Genomic DNA, 17,756 nt, shown 5'->3' with positions numbered 1-17,756 from the left:
CGGCCGGGGATTCCATGCTCACGCCAAGCTTTGAAAGCAGGCTTGGAGCAGTGCGCATTTCGCTCCCACCACTCCGCGAACGACGTGATGACATTGCCGATTTCTTCCGCCGGTTTGTTGCGGACCTGGAGGTTGCGACAAACAAGACCGCCGATCCGATAGGTGCGGATGAGTGGCGGCATATGCAAACGCACGATTGGCCGGGCAATTTGCATGATCTGCAGGGCTATGCCCAAGCCTTCATTCTGGGGATTGCCAAAACCGGAAAGGGTACGGATGTTGGCGCTGGCAGCGGGTCATTGCAGACCCTGGTCGCAGATTTCGAGAAATCCGTACTCGAAGAAGCACTCCGCATGAGCGAAGGCAATGTTGGGATTGTGGCCGAACGGATGCAGATCCCGCGCAAGACTCTCTACGACAAACTTTCGCGATACGAATTGCGCCCCCGCGACTTCCGTAGGGAATTGCCATCCTGAGCCGTCCCATGTGGCACATCTGAAGGGGAATATGGTCTTAAGAGCGCTGAAACACGCCCGTATTTGCCAGTCCTCGCCTTCCTCTTCGTCACTCCGGCATGGTTGGCATACACACTCCGTCGAGCGCCAGCACATGGGTGAAGCGGCCCAGCGCCATCCATGATCCGATGGCAAAGGTCAGATCGACAATGTCGCGGTCGCTGAAGCTGGCGTGCATCCGCGCCCAGAAATCCTCGTCTTCGTCCATCGATTGCGGTGCTTCGCCGAGCCGCTCGGCATATTCGATGGCGAGGCGTTCGCGTTCGGAAAAGAGCATTGCATTCCGCCAGTCGGGGATGGCGGCGTAGAACTCCTCGGGTGGCGGAGTGTTGTCGCGCGCTGCTGCGGCCCGCGCGGCATCGCCGCCGCTGCGGGTAATGTGTCCGGGCAAATCGCGTTCGGCCCGCATATTGCGGCACAGATGGCATCCGTTGATGAGCGCGGTGCGCATCCGCGCCGCTTCCATTTCGCGCATCGAAAGCTGCGAATGCTCGTACACAGCCAAGGAATAGGCCGCCGCCGCCGCGCCGATTTCCGGCGTAAAGTGCGCCCAGGTGTAGGACAGCGGATCGTGCGCCTGATCCTGCGGAATGGTGATGCGGGGCATGGTATCCTTCTCCTTTGGTTATCTGATCAAACGGTCTCCATCGCGCCGAGCACAAGCGTCGCCTGGCTGGACAGCGTTCCGCCATTGGTATGCGCGAGGCACAGGCTGGCCCCGTCCTGCTGGTTGGCAGCATCGCCGCGGATTTGCCGGGCGGCCTCGATAATCGCGAAAAGCCCGTACATTCCCGGATGGCAGCAACTCAGCCCGCCGCCATTGGTGTTGACCGGCAGGCTGCCGCCCGGCGCAATCGCGCCGCTGGCGACGAAGGGCCCGCCTTCTCCCTTGGCACAAAAGCCGAGGTCTTCGAGGAACAGGATCGTGTTGATGGTGAAGGCATCGTATAGTTGCACGGTGTCGAAATCTTGCGGTGTCACGCCCGCCGCGGCCATCGCTCTTGCGCCGGATTCCACCGCCGCCGTGCGGGTGAGATCGGCGGAGCGGCTGATCGCATTGTGCCACGTCGCCGCCGCTGCACCGAGCACGGGGACGGGAGCCTGCTTTCCGTCGCGCGCCCGCGGGGTCGAAGTGAGCACGATGGCCGCCGCGCCGTCGGTCACCAGACAGCAATCGGCCTTGCTGATCGGGCTGCTGATGATGCGGCTGGCAAGGCAATCGGCAATGGTCAGCTCGCCCTTGGCAAAGGCTTCTGGATTGGTGTTGGCCCATTGCCGCGCGGCCACCGCCACGGCGGCCATTTGCTCGCGCGTGGTGCCAAACTCATAGGCGTGGCGGGCGGCGGCGAGCGCATAGCTGCTGAGCGGATAAAGCGGGTTGTAAGGCGCTTCCCAAGCCGAGCTGCGCGCGGGCGTGGCCAGTTTCCCGCCGCTGCTGCGCTGGTTGGAGCCGTAAGCGATCAGCGCGCAGTCGATATAGCCTGCAGCGATCATCACCGCAGCAGTTATGACATGGCTGGCGAAGGACGAACCGCCGGTGCGGTTATTGTCGGTAAAGCGCGGGCGAATGCCATAGGCTTCGGCGAGCGAAAGGCCCGCGAAAAGATCATCCGGCAGGCAACAGAACAGCGCATCGACTTGGCCGAGCGGAATGCCGCCATCGTCCAGCGCCAGCAGTCCTGCCTTTGCGGCCATTTCCAGCGAGGTGAAGCCGGGGCACTCGCCCACGCCGAAGGTTGCCAGACCGGCGATCGCAGCAGCAGCGCGGGGGAAGGGGTCGGTCATGCCGCGCACCGGCGATTGACGATTGCGGGCGAGGCCCATAGCAATGTCGCATGACGTCCCACGATGCTCCTGGCCCCGAAGCCCGCTGGCGTGATGCGCTGGATCAAGGCCGGATTTTGCTGCAACGCGATCCTGCCAGCGGCGCGGTCTTTTTCCCGCCGCGTGTTTGCGGGCCGGAAGGGCAGGCGCTCGAATGGATTGAGGCGCGCGGCACGGGCACGGTTTATGCGGTCACGACCATCCATCCCCGCCCGCCGATGGAGCCCTACAATGTCGCGCTGGTCGATCTTGCCGAAGGGGTGCGGATGATGAGCCGGGTGGACGGCATGGCGGCGGATGGGATTGCTATCGGCAGCGCGGTTGTTGCCGCGATTGCGCAAACGAAAGATGGGCCGCTGGTCGTTTTTCATCCGGCCTGATCCACCGCTTCGCGCCCCATTAGTTGGGCGATTTCCTGCTCGCTAAAGCCTGCCTCTGCCAGCACCTCTGCACTGTCCGCGCCAAGGCCGGGGCCGGGACGCCCGGCTTCTCCCGGTGTTGCGGAAAAGCGCACCGGCACTCCGGGCATCCGCACCTTGCCATGGGGCGTGTCGCAACGGTGCCAGAAACCCACGGCCTCCAGATGCGGATCGTCGAGCAGATCGTCGATAGAGCGCACGGGCATGGCGGGGCATTGCGCCGCTTCGAACACCGTCATCCATTCGTCCGTCGTGCGCTCGCGCATCACGGCGGCGAGTTGGCCGAGCACTTGTGAGATGTTCTGCGTCCGCGTGCGCAGCGAGGCAAACATCGGATCTTTTGACCATTCGGGATTGCCGATGGCGTCGAAGAAACTGCGCCAGTGGCGATCATTGTAGATCATCACCGCGATATAGCCGTCCGCCGTGCGATAGGGTTTGCGCTCCGGCGACAGCGCGCGAACATAGCCGGTCGGGCCAATCGGCGGATCGAACAGTGCGCCGCACAAATGTTCGAGCATGGCGAAAGAGGCGAGCGTTTCGAACATCGGCACTTCGATTTCCTGCCCGATACCGCTGCGTTCGCGCGCGAACAGCGCAGCGATCACCGCATAGGCTGCCGTAAGGCCTGCCACCTTGTCCGCCACCACCGTCGCCAGATAGGTCGGTTCGCCGCCAGAAAGCGCGGCTTGCAGCGCCACAATGCCCGATGCCGCCTGCACGATATCATCATAGGCGGGATAGTCAGCATACGGGCCGCTGCGGCCATAGCCGTAGAGATTGGCGTAGATAATGTTTGGATTGCGGGCTTTCATATCGGCGTAGGACAGGCCCAGTCTGGTGATGGCCTTCAACCGCATCGAATGGATGAACACGTCCGCAGTGTCGATCAGTCGGAGCAGCGCATCGCGGCCCGGCTCCTCCTTCAGATCGAGCACCAGGCTGCGTTTGCCGCGATTGACGTTCATAAACATCGCGCCACAATCGTCCGTCGGGCCAGGCGGCAAGGCGCGCGTGGTATCGCCCGAAGGCGCTTCCACTTTGATCACATCCGCGCCCAGATCGGCGAAAATCTGCGTGGTATAGGGGCCCATCAGCACGCTGGTGCAATCGATGACCCGCACCCCTGCGAGCGGCCCTTTTCCAGCACCTGCACCAGCCATTTGCCATCCCTTAAAAAACAATCATGCTTGTTTTTGGTCTGGGAATGGCCGAAGTGCAAGGGGCAGTTGAAAGCCGGGCGCGAACAATCGGAGAGTTTGGATGCGGGTGCACCTGATCGCCGCAGGAAAATACCACGATATCGACTTTGCGCGGCTGGAACTGCTCAAGCTGCTGGCCGAACAGCCTGCGCTGCGCACAACAGTAGCAGCAAGCTATGCCGATTGCGCGCTGATCGAGGCCGCCGATCTCCTAATCACTTACACCTGCGATCTGGTGCCGGATGATGCCGAGGTCGACGTGCTGGAACGCTGGCTGGAGCGGGGCGGGCGCTGGCTCGCTCTGCACGGGACAAATTCGCTGCTGCGCTTTGCTGAGGGCGGGCTGGTCGAAACGCCCGATGATGCACCGCGCTTTATGCGGCTTCTGGGAACGCAGTTTATCGGCCATCCGCCCATCGGGCCGTTCAAGGTGCACGTCACTCGCCACGATCACCCTATGACCGATGGTTTGCGCGATTTCTCGGTGGTGGATGAGCTCTATCTCACCCGCCAGCTCGCCGGTTTTGAGACCTTGCTGCACACGTCATTCAAAGGCGATTGTCCGGAGTTTGGCCTCAGCAACTGCGATGAGCCCGAAGTGCCGGTGCTGTATGAACGCAGCGTGGGGGAAGGCGCGGTTCTCTACCTCACGCTGGGCCACTGCCGGGGGCATTACGATTTGCAGCCGATCACCGCCTATTACCCGCATATCGAGCGGTGCGCGTGGAATTATCCGGTGTTTTATGAGCTTTTGCGGCGCGGCATACGCTGGGGGATGGGGTTTAGTCCTCGATGCTAGGCCGGCCGCAAATCAAGAATGACCTTTTCGAGATGATCCAGAACCAGCTCTATCTCTTCCTCGTCAATCCCGAAGGTCAGCCGGTTCAGCGCCATGCCTTCCAGCGTGTTATGCGTCAGCGCGAGCGCGATTTTGAATGCATGGGGATTTTTGCTCCATTGCGGGAACAGTTCGATGGCCAGATCGTGCCAGCGCTCGTTGAATTCCTTGCGCACAGGCTCCAGCGTGGCGGCCAGTTCCTTGTCCGTGCGCGCGGCATTGGCAAGTTCCTGGAAGGCGATGAATTTGGGGCTGAGCAGTTGTTCCCAATAGGATCGCAGCAACGTGCGGGCATCATCGTTCAATGTTCCCACCCCGCGCCGGAACGCGCGCAGCCGCTTGTGATGCAGTTCCACCAGCGTGGCCTGCATCAATTGCCGCCCGTTTTCGAAATGGTGGAGCATCGCCCCGCGCGAAAGGCCCGCTTCTTCCGCCACCTTGGGCGTTGTGGTGTTGGCGTAGCTGTATTTGACGAGGCAGCGGATCGTCGCCTCGATCAGCCGCGAGCGGGTCTTTGCACTCTTGAGCGCCTGCGCAGTCGGCTCGATCAAATGGCGCGATGTTTCGCGCGGAATTTCGCTCAATCGGGAAGTTTGCTTGCGCGCGGACATGATCGCCTTATGTCTAAAAAAAGAAAACAGGTGTGACTGCTTTAGCGACGACTCATACATAGGTGCGAAGCGAACAGTCAAACGAATCATCAGGGAGAGAAGAATGAGCAAACTGGCTGGCAAGATTGCATTGGTGACCGGTGGCGGGTCGGGTTTGGGCAAGGCCGATTGCCTGCGCCTCGCCGAAGCGGGAGCTATCGTTTACGTGACCGATGTGAACGAAGCGGCAGCGCAAGACGTGGCGGCACAGATCGGCGAGGGCGCTGTGGCGCTGCGCCATGATGTGGCCTCCGAGGCCGAATGGCAGTCGGTGTATGACCGGATTGCCGCCGATCACGGGCGGCTCGATATTCTCGTCAACAATGCCGGGATCGTGATTGTCGCCGACCCAGAGCAGACCACCACCGAGCAGTTCGACAAGACGATGGATATCATGTGCAAGGGCGTTTTCTTCGGCTGCAAACTGGGGCTTCCCCTCCTTGCAAAGTCCGAAAACGGCTCGATCATCAATATGTGTTCGAACGCCAGCCATTTCGGTTTCCCGCCCTTCTTTGCCTATTCGGCGGCCAAAGGTGCGGTGCGATCGATGAGCAAGTCGATTGCCATCCATTGTCAGGATCAGGGTTACAAGGTGCGTTGCAACACGATCCATCCGTCCGCCATCGAAACGCCGATGGTGCAGGGCGCAATGGGGCGGCCCGGCGAAGAACAGGAGATTCCGCAAGGCGTCCTGCCGGCAGGCTCCATCGGCGCGCCCGATGATGTCGCCAGCCTGATCGTGTTCCTTTGCAGCGACGATGCGCGCTTCCTGACAGGGGGCGAATATCTGATCGACAACGGCTCGAGCATCCGCCCTTAAAAACAATCACGCCTGACTTTTTTCTTGCAGTGACGGCTGCAGGTTCTAAGGTCAGGGCATGAACTTTGCAGGCAGGACAGCACTCATTATCGGCGCATCCAGCCCGGGCGGCCTGGGTGAGGCCGTTGCCCGGCGGCTGGCCGGTAACGGCTGCCAGGTGACGGTGGCCGCCCGCAGCAGCGGTGCGGTTGCCGATCTTGCCGGGGCGATTGGCGGCAAGCACGCTGTTTGCGACATCCGCGATGAAACCTCGATTGCGGCGCTGTTTGCGCAAACCGGCCCGATTGACGTGCTGGTGAACGCCGCGGGGACGACCTGTGCGGGCGGGATTGCCCGGATCGAGCGGGCGCAGATCGAAGACCAAATGGAACTGCATTTCACCGCCAACGCGCTGCTGCTCAAACACGCCGTTCCGGCTATGCCCGATGGCGGCAATGTGGTGCTGTTTTCCTCGCTAACCGCACGGCTCGCAGGCGTAGGTCTTGCCGCCTACAGTTGCGCCAAGGCGGCGCTGGAACAGTTGGTGCGGGTGGCGGCGGTTGAGCTGGGTGAGCGAGGCATTCGTGTGAATGCAGTCGCTCCAGGATTTTCGCAAACGCCGATGACCGAAGCGATCTTCGCCGATGCGGCGCTGACCGGGCTGTATCTCGATCATGTGCCGCTCGGCGCGCGGGCGGTGACGCCGCAAGAAGTCGCAGCGGCGGTGGCGTGGCTCGCGTCGCCGGAGTGCTTCACCACGGGCGAAATCATCCAGCTGTCGGGCGGGGCGCAACTGGGGCGCCTGCCCGACAAGAGCGACTTTAAGATGTTACGAAAGGCATAGGCATGGATCTGGGACTGAAGGGCAAGAAAGCAATCGTCGTCGGCGGGGCGCGGGGGATCGGCTATGCCATTGCCGAGACCTTCGCCCGCGAAGGCTGCGATGTCGCGATCACCGCCCGCAACGACGATTCGGTGAAGGATGCTGTCGCCAATCTCAAGAAATACGGCACGAAGGTGATCGGCAAGGGCTGCGACGTCACCGATGGCGAGCAGTTCAAGGCGTGGATGCAGTGGGCGGATGCGGAGCTGGACGGGGTCGATATCCTCGTGCCCGTCACCTCTGCCTCGGGCGGAGTGGGCAGTCTCAAATACTGGGAACGCAACTTCGCCGTCGATGTGATGGGCCCGGTGCGCGCGATTGACGCGGTGATTGAAGGGATGGCGGAGCGCAAAAGTGGCTCCATCGTGCTGATCGGCACCACCTCCGCGCTGGAGGATATGGGTGGCCCGCAGGCGTATAACGCGCTCAAGGCCTCGCTCATTACGTATGGCAAGCAGCTGGGTCTGGCGCATGGCAAGGATGGCATCCGCGTCAATGTCGTATCCCCCGGCCCGGTGGAATTTGAAGGCGGCAATTGGGAAATGCTCAAGGGGGCGATGGAGAAGTTCTACCAGTCGCTGATCCGCAAGCACCCGCAGGGCCGCTTCGGCAAGCCGGAAGAAATCGCCCGCGTGGTCGCGTTCCTCGCCAGTCCGGCGGCCAGCTGGTGCAACGGATCGCACATCGTTGTCGATGGCGGCTTCACCAACAACACGCATTTCTAGGGCCGGAGCGGGAAAGCCAGAGCCATGGATGTCAAACGCGAGCAATTCGTCAAGCGCGTTAGCGAACCGGTGCCGGGCGGGACACCGGTGGAAAAAGCGCCCGATCCGGAGCTTGGCTATGCGCTGATTCCGGCGGAGCGCTATACCTCCAAGGAGTTCATGCAGCTCGAATGGGAGCGGCTGTGGACGAAGGTGTGGCTGCTAGGTGGCCGGTCTGACGATATTCCCGAAGCGGGCGATTATAGTTGCACCAATATCGGCAAAGAATCGGTGCTGCTGGTGCGCCAGCGCGATGGCTCGGTCGCCGGGTTCTACAACATCTGCCTGCATCGCGGGAACCGGCTGGTGCCCGAAGAGGGCCTCGGCTCGGTGAAGGACAAGGACGGGGTGTTCCGTTGTAGCTATCACCACTGGGCCTATTCGCCCAAGGGGAAGCTGCTGCACATGCCGGACCGCGAGACCTTCCCGCAAGGCGCGCCGCCCTGCGGGCGGGTGCGGCCGATCAAGGTGGAGGAGTGGGGCAGTTTTGTCTGGTTCTCGCTCAACCCCGATGCAGAGCCGCTGCGCGACTATCTGGGCGTGATTCCAGAGCATCTCGATCCGTATCATATGGAGCGGATGGCGTGGACGCGCGATGTCACCGTGGAATGGGATTGCAACTGGAAGGCCAGCGTCGATGCTTTCAGCGAGACCTATCACGTGCAGGGCATCCACCCGCAGCTGAAATGGTATCTGGACGATGTGAACGTGCAGTATGACTGCTACGACAAGCACAACCGCTATCTGATCCCCTTCGCCGCCGTCAGTCCGCGCGTTTCACTCCCCTCGATCATGCCGCCGCTGTTTGCGGGCATGATGGAAGCGGCGGGCATGGATCCCGCCGGGTATGAAGGCCGGATCGACGGCGTCCGCGAAGCTTTGCAGAAGTTCAAGCGGGCAAACGGTGCGGCGCAGGGCAAGGATTATTCCGCGCTCAATGATGACCAGCTAACCGACGATTATCACTACACGATTTTTCCCAATGTTTCGCTGAATGTGCATGCCGATGACGTGATGATGTTCCGCCAGCGCCCGCATCCAACCGATCCGAACAAGATGCTTTACGATATCTGGATGTTCGAATTGGTGCCCGAAGGCGAAAAGTGGCCCGCGCGCGTGCCGCACCAGCATTTCAAGCATGGCGACAAGACGATTGGCCAGGTGCTCGATCAGGACGCGTTCAACCTGCCGCATGTGCAGGCGGGGATGAACAGCGAGGCGTTTGAAGGTCTCTGGATCGGCGATCAGGAAATCCGCTTGCGGCATTTCCACAAGACGCTGGGCGATTACCTGTATGGCCATAACGGGCCGGGCGAAGGGGATATCTGATGCAATATTCGAAAGACGGATTGCTCCGCGCCTATCGCCGCATGGCCACCATCCGCCAGTTTGAAGAGCGCCTGCATGAAGAAATCGCCAAGGGCGAAATCCCCGGCTTCACGCATCTCTATGCCGGGCAGGAAGCTGCCGCCGTGGGCGTGTGCGAGCATCTGGATAGTGGCGACATGATCGTCTCCACCCACCGCGGGCACGGACATTGTATCGCCAAGGGCTGCGATGTGGACGGGATGATGAAGGAAATTTACGGCAGCCGTGAAGGCCTGTGCAAGGGCCGTGGCGGCTCCATGCACATTGCCGATACGTCCATCGGAATGCTCGGCGCGAACGGGATCGTGGGGGCCGGAGCGCCGCAAGCGGTCGGCGCGGCGATTGCCGCCAAGGCGGCGGGCAAGGGCAAGGTCGCCATCGCCTTTTCGGGTGACGGCGCGTGCAACCAGGGCACTACGTTTGAAGCGATGAATATGGCCGCTGTTATCGAAGTGCCCGCGATCTTCGTTTTCGAGAACAATCACTATTCCGAACATACTGGCGATGCCTATGCCGTGGGCACCGCGCTGGATATTGCCAGCCGCGCAGAGGCCTTTGGGATGCGCGCGTGGCGCGCCAATGGTTGCGACTTCTATTCGACATTCGAAGCGATGGCGGAACTGCTGGACTATGTCCGCAGCACCAATCTGCCTGCCGCTATCGAGCTCGATACCGAGCGGTTCTATGGCCATTTCGAAGGCGATCCGCAGCGGTACCGTGCCAAAGGCGAAGTCGCGCGGCTGCGCGAGGAACGCGATGCGCTCAAGAGCTTCCGCGCCTCCGCCGTCACGCAAAACTATCTCTCCACCGACGAACTCGACGCGCTCGACGCCGCTGTCGGCGAAGAGATTGACCGCGCGGTGGAGGCTGCGCGCAAGGCCGAGCGGCCAGACCCTTCGCACGTCCTTGAAGACGTTTACGCAAGTTACTGAAAGGCTGATCGATGAGTGTGATGAATATCCGCGAAGCGATCAACCAGACGCTCCACGATGCGATGGAGCGTGATCCCAGCGTCATCCTGCTCGGAGAGGATGTTGCCGGCGGCGCGGGCACGGCGGGCGGGCAAGAGGCGATTGGCGGCATCTGGGGCACCAGCACCGGCCTGTTCGGCAAGTTCGGCGCAGACCGGGTGATCGATACACCTATTTCGGAAAGCGCCATCGTCGGTGCGGCGGCAGGCGCGGCGCTCGCCGGAATGCGGCCGGTGGCAGAGCTGATGTTTGCCGACTTTATTGGCGTGTGCGGCGATCAGCTGATCAACCAGATTGCCAAATTCCGCTATATGTTCGGCGGCAAGGCGCGTTGCCCGGTGGTGGTGCGGCTGATCTATGGTGCGGGGATGAATTCCGCCGCGCAGCATAGCCAGGCTTTCTACAACCTCCTGACTGCCATTCCCGGCCTCAAGGTGGCGATGCCGAGCACGCCCGCCGATGCCAAGGGATTGCTCAACGAAGCCCTCAATGGCGATGATCCGGTGATGTTTTTCGAGCACAAGGCGCTCTACGGCAAAAAGGGCGAGGTGCCCGAGGGCGACTACCGCGTGCCGTTCGGCCATGCGCGGATGGCGCGCGAGGGGGGCGATGTGACCATCGTCGCCTTTGGCCGCATGGTCAGCTTTGCCGAGAAGGCGGCAGACAAGCTCGCCGAGGACGGCATCGGCTGCGACATTATCGATCCGCGCACCACCAGCCCGCTGGACGAGGAAGCGATCCTCGATAGCGTCGAGCAGACGGGCCGGTTGGTGGTGGTGGACGAGTGCCCGCCGCGCTGCGGGCTGGCGGCGGATATCACGGCGCTGGTGGCGCAAAAAGCCTTTACCAGCCTCGATGCTCCGCCCGAATGCGTGACCGCGCCGCATACGCCGGTGCCTTTCTCGCCGGAGCTGGAGCGCGCCTATGTTCCTGGCCCGCCCGCCATCGAAGCCGCCGTGCGGCGCACGCTGGATTGGGGCTGAGATATGGCGGCGCTCAAGCCTTTTGCCATGCCCAAATGGGGCATCGAAATGACCGAAGGCACGGTTGCGGGCTGGCAGGTCGAGGAAGGAAAACCCTTCGCCAAGGGCGATGTCATCGTCCTCATCGAAACCGACAAGATCACGAACGAGGTCGAGGCCGATGCCGACGGCTGCCTTGTCCGGCTGCTGGTCGGCGCGCAAGAGACCAAGCCTGTTGGCGCATTGCTCGCCGTGATGGGCCCGCCCGAGGCGAGCGAAGCGGAGATCGACGCCTTTGTTGCGGCCTACCGCCCGGCGGGAAGTTCTGCTGCCGCCAATATGGAGGAAGTGCGAGAGGCCGAGCCAGCACCGGCCCCCCCTCCCCCTGCTTCGCCGAGCAAGATGGCCGATAGCATCGCCATTTCGCCAGCGGCCCGGCGCGCAGCAGAGGCAGCGGGGCTGTCGGTTGCCGATATCGTGCCGAGCGGACGCAACGGGCGGATCACCCGGCAGGATGTCGACAAGGCGATGGCCGGATCGCGCACGCCCGTGCTGCGCGGCCCCATCGCGGTGTCAGGACAAGAGCAGGCCTTCGCCAGCCCGCTCGCACGGCGGATCGCGGCGCAAAACGGTGTTGATCTGTCGCAGCTGACCGGGACCGGCCCGCGTGGTCGGATCTGCAAGGCGGATGTGTTGGCATTTGCCAATATTCCAGCGCCCAGCGGGCCCATACCCGCATCCAGCGCGCCGGGCGCGGACGTGACGGTCGAGCCGATGAGCGCGATGCGCAAGACCATCGCCCGTCGCCTGACTGAAGCGAAGCAGGCCATCCCGCACATCTATCTGCGCCGCCGCGTGCGCGCCGATGCGCTGATCGCGCTGCGCGAAAGTGATGGCAAAGTCGGCACCATCAACGATTACCTGATCCGCGCCGCCGCGCTGGCTTTGCGCGAAGTCCCAAGCTGCAATGTGCAAGTGCATGATGGTGCGATCCACCGCTTCGCCCATGGCGATATCGCGATGGCGGTGGCGACCGATCGCGGCCTCATCACCCCGATCATTACCAAGGCTGACGAGCGCAACGTTGCCGATATCGCCAAGGAAAGCGCGCGGCTGGCCCAGCGTGCCCGCGCAGGCAAGCTCCGCCCCGAAGAGTTTCAGGGTGGCAGCTTTTCGATTTCCAATCTCGGCAGCTTTGGGGTCGAATCCTTCGATGCGGTGATCAATCCGCCGCAGGGCGCGATTCTCGCGGTCGGTGCGGCGCGGCCCGAGCCAGTCGATGACAATGGCGCGATCCGGATTGTGCCGGTGCTGCATCTGTCGCTCAGCTGCGATCACCGCGCGATTGATGGCGTGGATGGGGCCCGCTTCCTCGCGGCGATTGCGGAGCTGATCGAGAACCCCGAACAGCTCTAGGCTTTGCTGCCAAACGTCGGCGCGCTTTCGGGCAGATCGGCGGGTCTGATATCGCCATAAGCGCGCATCCGCCCTGCCGTCGGCAAGGCTGCGGCATATTCTGCCACGGGCAGATAGTAGAAAAAGTGCAGCAAGCGGTCGGCAAAGCGCCACGCGCTATCCTCACGCACATAGCGATCATGATAGCGCATCGCGGCCAGCATCGGCGCGCCATTGCGCACGACTTCGGCATGGCTGGAGACAATGCCGTTCGCCTGATCGGGTTGTTCGGGATCGAGCGTGATCACATGGTCGTGGGTTACATGGAAACCGAAGCCGAGCGCCGCGAATCGTCCGCGGAACTGCTCGCACACCGCCGCGCGCCCTTGCGCATCCATCACGCCGTCTGCCGAACGGAACCGGCCATTTTCGGCGAACAGCTCCGCCACCCGGTCCAGATCGTGATCGTCTATATGGATCGTGTAGCGTGCCTGCAATTGCCCGATATCGAGCCTGTCCTCGATAAGGCGCAGCCTGTCTGCCAGCGCCGCCTCGCTCATGCGTGCGAGCGGAAGAAGCCCAGTTGCATATCTTCGGCCAAGCATTCGAGGATCGGCGGCACCAGCCGGTCGTGAAAGTCGATATGCATATGGTGATCGAAGGCGGCCTCGTCCTTGAAGGTGGCGATGCAATAGAACAGGTCGGGATCGTCGTCCGCCTGCATCACCTCGTAGACATAGGCATCGGGCTCATGCTCGTGCACCAGCGCCTTCAGCTCGGTTTGCAGGGCGATAAATTCATCGCGTTTTTCGGGCTTTACCCGCAGCGTGGCGATAAAGGATTTGCCGGGAGCACCGCCGCGTTCAGCCTTTGACATCGTAGAGATACTCCCGTGTGTAGGTGCCATCGATGCATTCGATCATGCGGGCGATGATCGGCGCGCTCTCCGGGTTCTGCTGGTGGGCGACATCCGCCTCTTCATTGGTGAAACTCTCATACACGGCAAAAGCGTTGGGTTCTTCCAGCCGGTAGAACTTGTATTGCAGCGTATCGGGTTCGCGCGCGGCATTGGCTTCCATCGCGTCGATCAGCTCGCAGAATTCGGCATCGGCGCCGGGCTTTATTTTGAACCTCGAAAGGAAAGTGGTCGGCATCTTCTGCTCCTGCTGGGTTATTTTTCGCCGTTGATATAACGGTCAAGCTCGACATGGAAATGCCGCAGCCGTGCTTCCTGCTCGCTCCACAAGGGGCCGGCAAAGCCGCGCGAGCGGGCACCCTTCTGCACGATCGGGAGCAGCTCGCTATCCTGATCGAGCACTTCGCCCAGCTCCGGCGGCTCGCCAAGGCCGGTATGCACGATATCGGGCCGGGTCATCCCGGTTATATCGGCATCGGCAGCAAGGCCCATCCACGCGGGCGGACGGTGTCCGGGAATATCCTCCGGCTTGAACAGGATGATGGTTTCGTAAGTGAACCGCTTGGGATCATCGGCGTCGGGCAGGAAGCGGTGGATGAACACCGCCTCGGGGTGGCAGCCGATCTGGATGTTCGGGAACAGCCCGTAAATCGTCGAATCGCTCAATTGTGTGTCGCTGAACCGCTCGTAACCGAGGCCGTATTTGTCAGACCGTGCGCGCTTTGCCTGCTGGATCGCCGCGCGGCTTTCCTGCGCGGTGCCGGTGAAGGTTTCGGGATCAATCCCCGCATCGGCCAGCATCATCTGGATACCCAGATTGACCGTTTCCTGATCGGGGAAGCGCGGGCTGGGCTGCGCGAAGGGGACAAACTGGCGGCTCATCCCGTTGGGGAAGAGATCGATCTGTGTGCGATCATCCATCACCGCCTGCGTTTGCGGATGCACGGCGTGCAGATGATAGATTTCGTAGAAGGCATCGACACCGCCTTTCCAATTGGCCGCCCAATCGGACTTCTTGTGCTGCACCACCACCATGTCCTGGATTTCATAAAGGGCGAGGTGCTCCGCCACTTCGCCGAGATATTCGGCCAGCGGCATCACATCATCGTTCATCGAAATGAAGACGAGCCCCGATGATACTTCGCAGCGGACCTCGGTCAGGTCGGTCTTGTGGCACAACACGTCCGGATGGAACGTCTCGCGGTCGGTGATATGCGTGTTGGTGCCATCAATATCGAATTTCCAGCTATGGAACGGACAGACGAAACTGTTGGCCGAGCCGAAATCGGCAAGCGCGATCTGGCTGCCGCGATGCGGGCAGACATTGTAGAACGCACGCACTCCGCCATCGGCCTGCCGCACCACCACGAAAGATTCAGGCCCGATCTCAAAGCGAAGCCAATCGCCTTCTTCGGGAATGTCGCTTTCCACCCCAGCCAGCAGCCAGGTTTTGGTGAACACCTTCTCCCACTCTTCCGCCCAATATTCGGGCGTAAAAAAGCGAGCCGGATCAGGACGATGCGTGCCATTATCGGGGCGTGGCCGTTCAGCGTTGAACGGATGGGGGTCGCCCACATGGATATCCCAGTTTCGGAAATCGAAATTCACACCAGCTCTCCTGTTGCCTGCATCGCCGCACCTGTGTGCTTGGCGCAATAAAACAAACAAGCATGATTGATTGTTATATTCTGCTGTGGCAGGAGGTGGTTGTCAACCGGCAAGCTGGGACTGAACCCGGCTGCCACAAGAGTTGTTGGGAGAGCGTGATGAAGAAGTCGGTACTCTATATCGGGGCTGCGTGGGCCGCACTGTCATGTGTTGCGGTATCGTCGGGCGCCAGTGCGCAGGATGCGGGGGAAACGCCCGCAGCAGAGGAAGAAGAGGGCCTTGGTCGCATTATCGTGACCGCCACCCGCCGCGATACCGATTTGCAGACCACGCCGATCGCGGTGTCTGCCATCGATTCGGAGCTGATCGAACAGGCCAATCTCGATAATATCGGCGGCTTGGCGGCGTTCGTTCCCAACTTCTCTGCCGAAACGATCACCGGTTTTAACGCAGCCAGCTTTGCGATGCGCGGCGTGGGGCAGAACAATATTATCGTCTACTTCGAACCGCCTGTGGCCGTACTGGTCGACGATTTCGTGATGCCCAGCGTGCAGACGCAATTGCTCGACACCTTCGATGTCGATCAGGTGGAAGTGCTGCGCGGGCCGCAGGGAACACTTTTCGGCAAGAATACCACCGGCGGCGCGGTGACCGTGCGCACCACCCGCCCGGAAATGAACGAGTTCACCGTGCGCGGGCGTGCGCAGGCAGGTGACTGGGGCACATTCAATGTTGCCGGCGCAATCAATATCCCGTTGGTTGACGATATGCTGGCACTGCGCGTGGTCGGCGGGGTGGAAACCGATGACGGCTATTACCGCAACGGGGGGTGTTATGGCCCGGTGACCGGCTTTGTCGCCAACCCCTTCCAAGGCGCGCAGGGCTGCCTCAATGGCGACCGCATCGGCAGCACCGAAGTCTATTCGGGCCGCGTCAAATTGCTGTTCGAGCCGACCGACAACATCTCCGCGCTGTTCCAGTATGAAATCCTGCGCGACCGTTCGGGCTCGGTGCCTTCGGTCAATGAGAACGACCGTTATACCGGCACGGCGCCATTCCTCACCGATCTGCTCAACACCGGATCGTTCAACCCCGCGAACGATGATCCGCTCGACAATGCCGCGATCACGCTGCGCGATGATGCGCTGCTGTTTGCTGGGCGCGGCCAGCGGATTGATGTGGACGGGCTTTATGCCAACATCGATTTCGACTTCGATATCGGCACGCTGACCTCGGTCACCGGCTGGCGCAGCCAGCGTTCGCGCTTGCCCAACAGCTATCCTGGCCACGCTCCGCTCGACGCGCAGGGCAATCCGCTCTCGATTTTCGACGCGACCCGCGATGACGACCGCGAGACCTTCCAGCAGGAAGTGCGCTTTGCCAGCGATTTCGAAGGGCCGTTCAACCTTGTGGTCGGCGGCTTCTACCAGTCCGACAACACCGATTTCTGCGTTTCGCAGATTCTCGGCTTCCTTGATCTGACTTCAGGCCCGCTGCCCTTCGGCAACTGGAATGACACGCCCTACATCCTGTGCAACGCGCAGGAAGCGTCGTCGACCGCGCTGTTCGGCGAAGGCACGTTCGAAATCACCCCGGAACTGACGCTGACCGCAGGCGCGCGCTACACGTGGGAAGACAAGACCTGGCTTGGCCGCCAGCAGACCTTCATTCCCGCGCTCGAAGGCGGGTTCGATCTCGGCCTGACGATTGACGAGGCGCTGGATGCGAGCGTCTACAATTTCCCCGCTGGCGTCATCCGGGTGGATGACAGCGCCAGCCAGCTCACCTGGCGGGTGAGCCTCGGCTATCAGGCGACGCCCGATCTGTTCCTCTACAGCACGGTATCGCGTGGCTTCAAGGCGGGCGGCTTTAACGACCAGATCGGCGGTTTCGCAGCGTTCGGAACCGACCTTGATGCCTTTGCCGAAGCGGCGCAGGCGACCGATCCGGAAACCGCCAACAGCTATGAAGTGGGCTTCAAGGCCGACCTCTTCGAAGATCTGATGCGGTTCAACCTCACCGGCTTCCATGTCGAATACAACGATCTGCAGCGCCAGTTGAACGTGCCACTGATTGTCAACGGCGCGCCCAACCAGGTGACGATCTTCGTCAATGCAGCGAGCGCCGAAGTGTCGGGCATCGAAGCCGAACTGACGGCGGAACCGACCGACAATCTGACGCTGCGCGGTGTGCTCGGCTATCAGGATGCGCGCTATGGCGAATACAACGCGCCCAACGCCGGATACGATCTTTCGACCTCGCCGCTCGACCGGGCGCCCGAATGGCAGTGGACGATCGATGCCACCTACGCGCAGCCCATCGGCAGCAATCACGAGCTGACCTTCAACGGCAGTGTTGCCTATCAGAGCAGCAGCCTGTTCACGCAGGCGATTGACGATCCGCTGGGAAACACTTTCCTCAATGCGCGCACGCTGCTCAACGGCTCGATCACGCTGAGCCAGGTGGATGACCAGTATTACGTCCGCCTGATCGGCCAGAACCTGACCGACGAGCGTTACCGTACAGCCTCGCAAAACGTTGCGGGCCTGTGGCTCAACAGCCAGTTCGGCCCCCCGCGCTACTTCGGTGTCGAAGTCGGCTTCACCTTCGGCAACTGAGGCAGGCACGCAAGGGACGCTGAC

19 protein-coding genes are annotated in these 17,756 nt (G+C 61.7%); 11 read left to right on the top strand and 8 right to left on the bottom strand.

Features of this window, described 5'->3' with window-relative positions; all coding sequences use genetic code 11:
* Positions 1-14 precede the first annotated feature (14 nt).
* Positions 15-476 (top strand): helix-turn-helix domain-containing protein, encoded by a 462-nt coding sequence (locus ACS0VV_RS12540; protein ID WP_483533550.1) that lies wholly within the window; start codon positions 15-17, stop codon positions 474-476.
* An 88-nt stretch (positions 477-564) separates the two neighbouring features.
* Here the strand turns inward: ACS0VV_RS12540 and ACS0VV_RS12535 are convergent, their stop codons facing one another.
* Both ACS0VV_RS12535 and ACS0VV_RS12530 read right to left on the bottom strand, forming a co-directional pair.
* The gene (locus ACS0VV_RS12535; RefSeq protein WP_483533029.1) at positions 565-1,122 is read right to left on the bottom strand and encodes a carboxymuconolactone decarboxylase family protein; all 558 of its coding nucleotides are present in this window, start codon (positions 1,120-1,122) and stop codon (positions 565-567) included.
* Positions 1,123-1,148: 26 nt separating this feature from the next.
* Positions 1,149-2,300, bottom strand: a complete 1,152-nt coding sequence (locus ACS0VV_RS12530; protein WP_483533549.1) for an acetyl-CoA acetyltransferase — start codon at positions 2,298-2,300, stop codon at positions 1,149-1,151.
* Positions 2,301-2,350: 50 nt separating this feature from the next.
* Between ACS0VV_RS12530 and ACS0VV_RS12525 the strand changes: the two genes are divergently transcribed.
* Positions 2,351-2,719, top strand: a complete 369-nt coding sequence (locus ACS0VV_RS12525; RefSeq protein WP_483533028.1) for a Zn-ribbon domain-containing OB-fold protein — start codon at positions 2,351-2,353, stop codon at positions 2,717-2,719.
* Here ACS0VV_RS12525 and ACS0VV_RS12520 read toward each other — a convergent pair.
* A complete protein-coding gene (locus ACS0VV_RS12520; RefSeq protein WP_483533027.1) occupies positions 2,707-3,921 on the bottom strand; it encodes a CaiB/BaiF CoA transferase family protein in 1,215 nt (404 codons plus the stop codon). The genes ACS0VV_RS12525 and ACS0VV_RS12520 overlap by 13 nt on opposite strands.
* A 100-nt stretch (positions 3,922-4,021) precedes the next feature.
* On the opposite strand from ACS0VV_RS12520, the gene ACS0VV_RS12515 reads away from it, so the two are divergent.
* Complete coding sequence (locus ACS0VV_RS12515; protein ID WP_483533026.1) at positions 4,022-4,759, top strand: ThuA domain-containing protein; 738 nt, start codon at positions 4,022-4,024, stop codon at positions 4,757-4,759.
* On the opposite strand, the gene ACS0VV_RS12510 is transcribed toward ACS0VV_RS12515, so the two are convergent.
* Complete coding sequence (locus tag ACS0VV_RS12510; protein WP_483533025.1) at positions 4,756-5,382, bottom strand: TetR/AcrR family transcriptional regulator; 627 nt, start codon at positions 5,380-5,382, stop codon at positions 4,756-4,758. The genes ACS0VV_RS12515 and ACS0VV_RS12510 overlap by 4 nt on opposite strands.
* A 130-nt stretch (positions 5,383-5,512) precedes the next feature.
* On the opposite strand from ACS0VV_RS12510, the gene ACS0VV_RS12505 reads away from it, so the two are divergent.
* The 7 genes from ACS0VV_RS12505 to ACS0VV_RS12475 are packed head-to-tail and all read left to right on the top strand — an operon-like array spanning position 5,513 to position 12,611.
* Complete coding sequence (locus tag ACS0VV_RS12505) at positions 5,513-6,268, top strand: SDR family oxidoreductase (RefSeq protein ID WP_483533024.1); 756 nt, start codon at positions 5,513-5,515, stop codon at positions 6,266-6,268.
* Positions 6,269-6,326: 58 nt separating this feature from the next.
* A complete protein-coding gene (locus ACS0VV_RS12500; protein ID WP_483533023.1) occupies positions 6,327-7,091 on the top strand; it encodes an SDR family NAD(P)-dependent oxidoreductase in 765 nt (254 codons plus the stop codon).
* Between the two features lie 2 nt (positions 7,092-7,093).
* Entirely contained in the window at positions 7,094-7,855 is a 762-nt protein-coding gene (locus ACS0VV_RS12495) for an SDR family NAD(P)-dependent oxidoreductase (protein WP_151972652.1), read from the top strand.
* A 24-nt stretch (positions 7,856-7,879) separates the two neighbouring features.
* Positions 7,880-9,223, top strand: coding sequence for an aromatic ring-hydroxylating oxygenase subunit alpha (locus tag ACS0VV_RS12490; protein WP_483533022.1), 1,344 nt, complete (start codon positions 7,880-7,882; stop codon positions 9,221-9,223).
* A complete protein-coding gene (locus ACS0VV_RS12485; RefSeq protein ID WP_483533021.1) occupies positions 9,223-10,194 on the top strand; it encodes a thiamine pyrophosphate-dependent dehydrogenase E1 component subunit alpha in 972 nt (323 codons plus the stop codon). The genes ACS0VV_RS12490 and ACS0VV_RS12485 overlap by 1 nt, the downstream gene beginning before the upstream one ends.
* Positions 10,195-10,205: 11 nt before the next feature.
* Positions 10,206-11,216, top strand: a complete 1,011-nt coding sequence (locus ACS0VV_RS12480; protein WP_483533020.1) for an alpha-ketoacid dehydrogenase subunit beta — start codon at positions 10,206-10,208, stop codon at positions 11,214-11,216.
* A gap of 3 nt (positions 11,217-11,219) precedes the next feature.
* Positions 11,220-12,611: a dihydrolipoamide acetyltransferase family protein gene (locus ACS0VV_RS12475; RefSeq protein ID WP_483533019.1), complete on the top strand. Its 1,392-nt coding sequence runs from the start codon at positions 11,220-11,222 to the stop codon at positions 12,609-12,611.
* Here ACS0VV_RS12475 and ACS0VV_RS12470 read toward each other — a convergent pair.
* From ACS0VV_RS12470 to ACS0VV_RS12455, 4 genes are read right to left on the bottom strand one after another with little or no spacing between them, the layout of a single operon-like run.
* Positions 12,608-13,150: a nuclear transport factor 2 family protein gene (locus ACS0VV_RS12470; protein ID WP_483533018.1), complete on the bottom strand. Its 543-nt coding sequence runs from the start codon at positions 13,148-13,150 to the stop codon at positions 12,608-12,610. The genes ACS0VV_RS12475 and ACS0VV_RS12470 overlap by 4 nt on opposite strands.
* Positions 13,147-13,467, bottom strand: a complete 321-nt coding sequence (locus tag ACS0VV_RS12465; RefSeq protein ID WP_483533017.1) for a putative quinol monooxygenase — start codon at positions 13,465-13,467, stop codon at positions 13,147-13,149. The genes ACS0VV_RS12470 and ACS0VV_RS12465 overlap by 4 nt, the downstream gene beginning before the upstream one ends.
* A complete protein-coding gene (locus ACS0VV_RS12460; RefSeq protein WP_483533016.1) occupies positions 13,454-13,744 on the bottom strand; it encodes a putative quinol monooxygenase in 291 nt (96 codons plus the stop codon). Before ACS0VV_RS12460 ends, ACS0VV_RS12465 begins: the two co-directional genes overlap by 14 nt.
* Before the next feature lie 17 nt (positions 13,745-13,761).
* Positions 13,762-15,114, bottom strand: a complete 1,353-nt coding sequence (locus tag ACS0VV_RS12455) for an aromatic ring-hydroxylating oxygenase subunit alpha (protein ID WP_483533015.1) — start codon at positions 15,112-15,114, stop codon at positions 13,762-13,764.
* A 158-nt stretch (positions 15,115-15,272) separates the two neighbouring features.
* On the opposite strand from ACS0VV_RS12455, the gene ACS0VV_RS12450 reads away from it, so the two are divergent.
* Positions 15,273-17,732 (top strand): TonB-dependent receptor, encoded by a 2,460-nt coding sequence (locus ACS0VV_RS12450; protein WP_483533014.1) that lies wholly within the window; start codon positions 15,273-15,275, stop codon positions 17,730-17,732.
* The last annotated feature ends 24 nt before the right edge of the window (positions 17,733-17,756 follow it).

The sequence above is a fragment of the Aurantiacibacter sp. KMU-128 genome (assembly GCF_056933515.1).
This window is presented reverse-complemented; position numbering and strand designations above follow the sequence as displayed.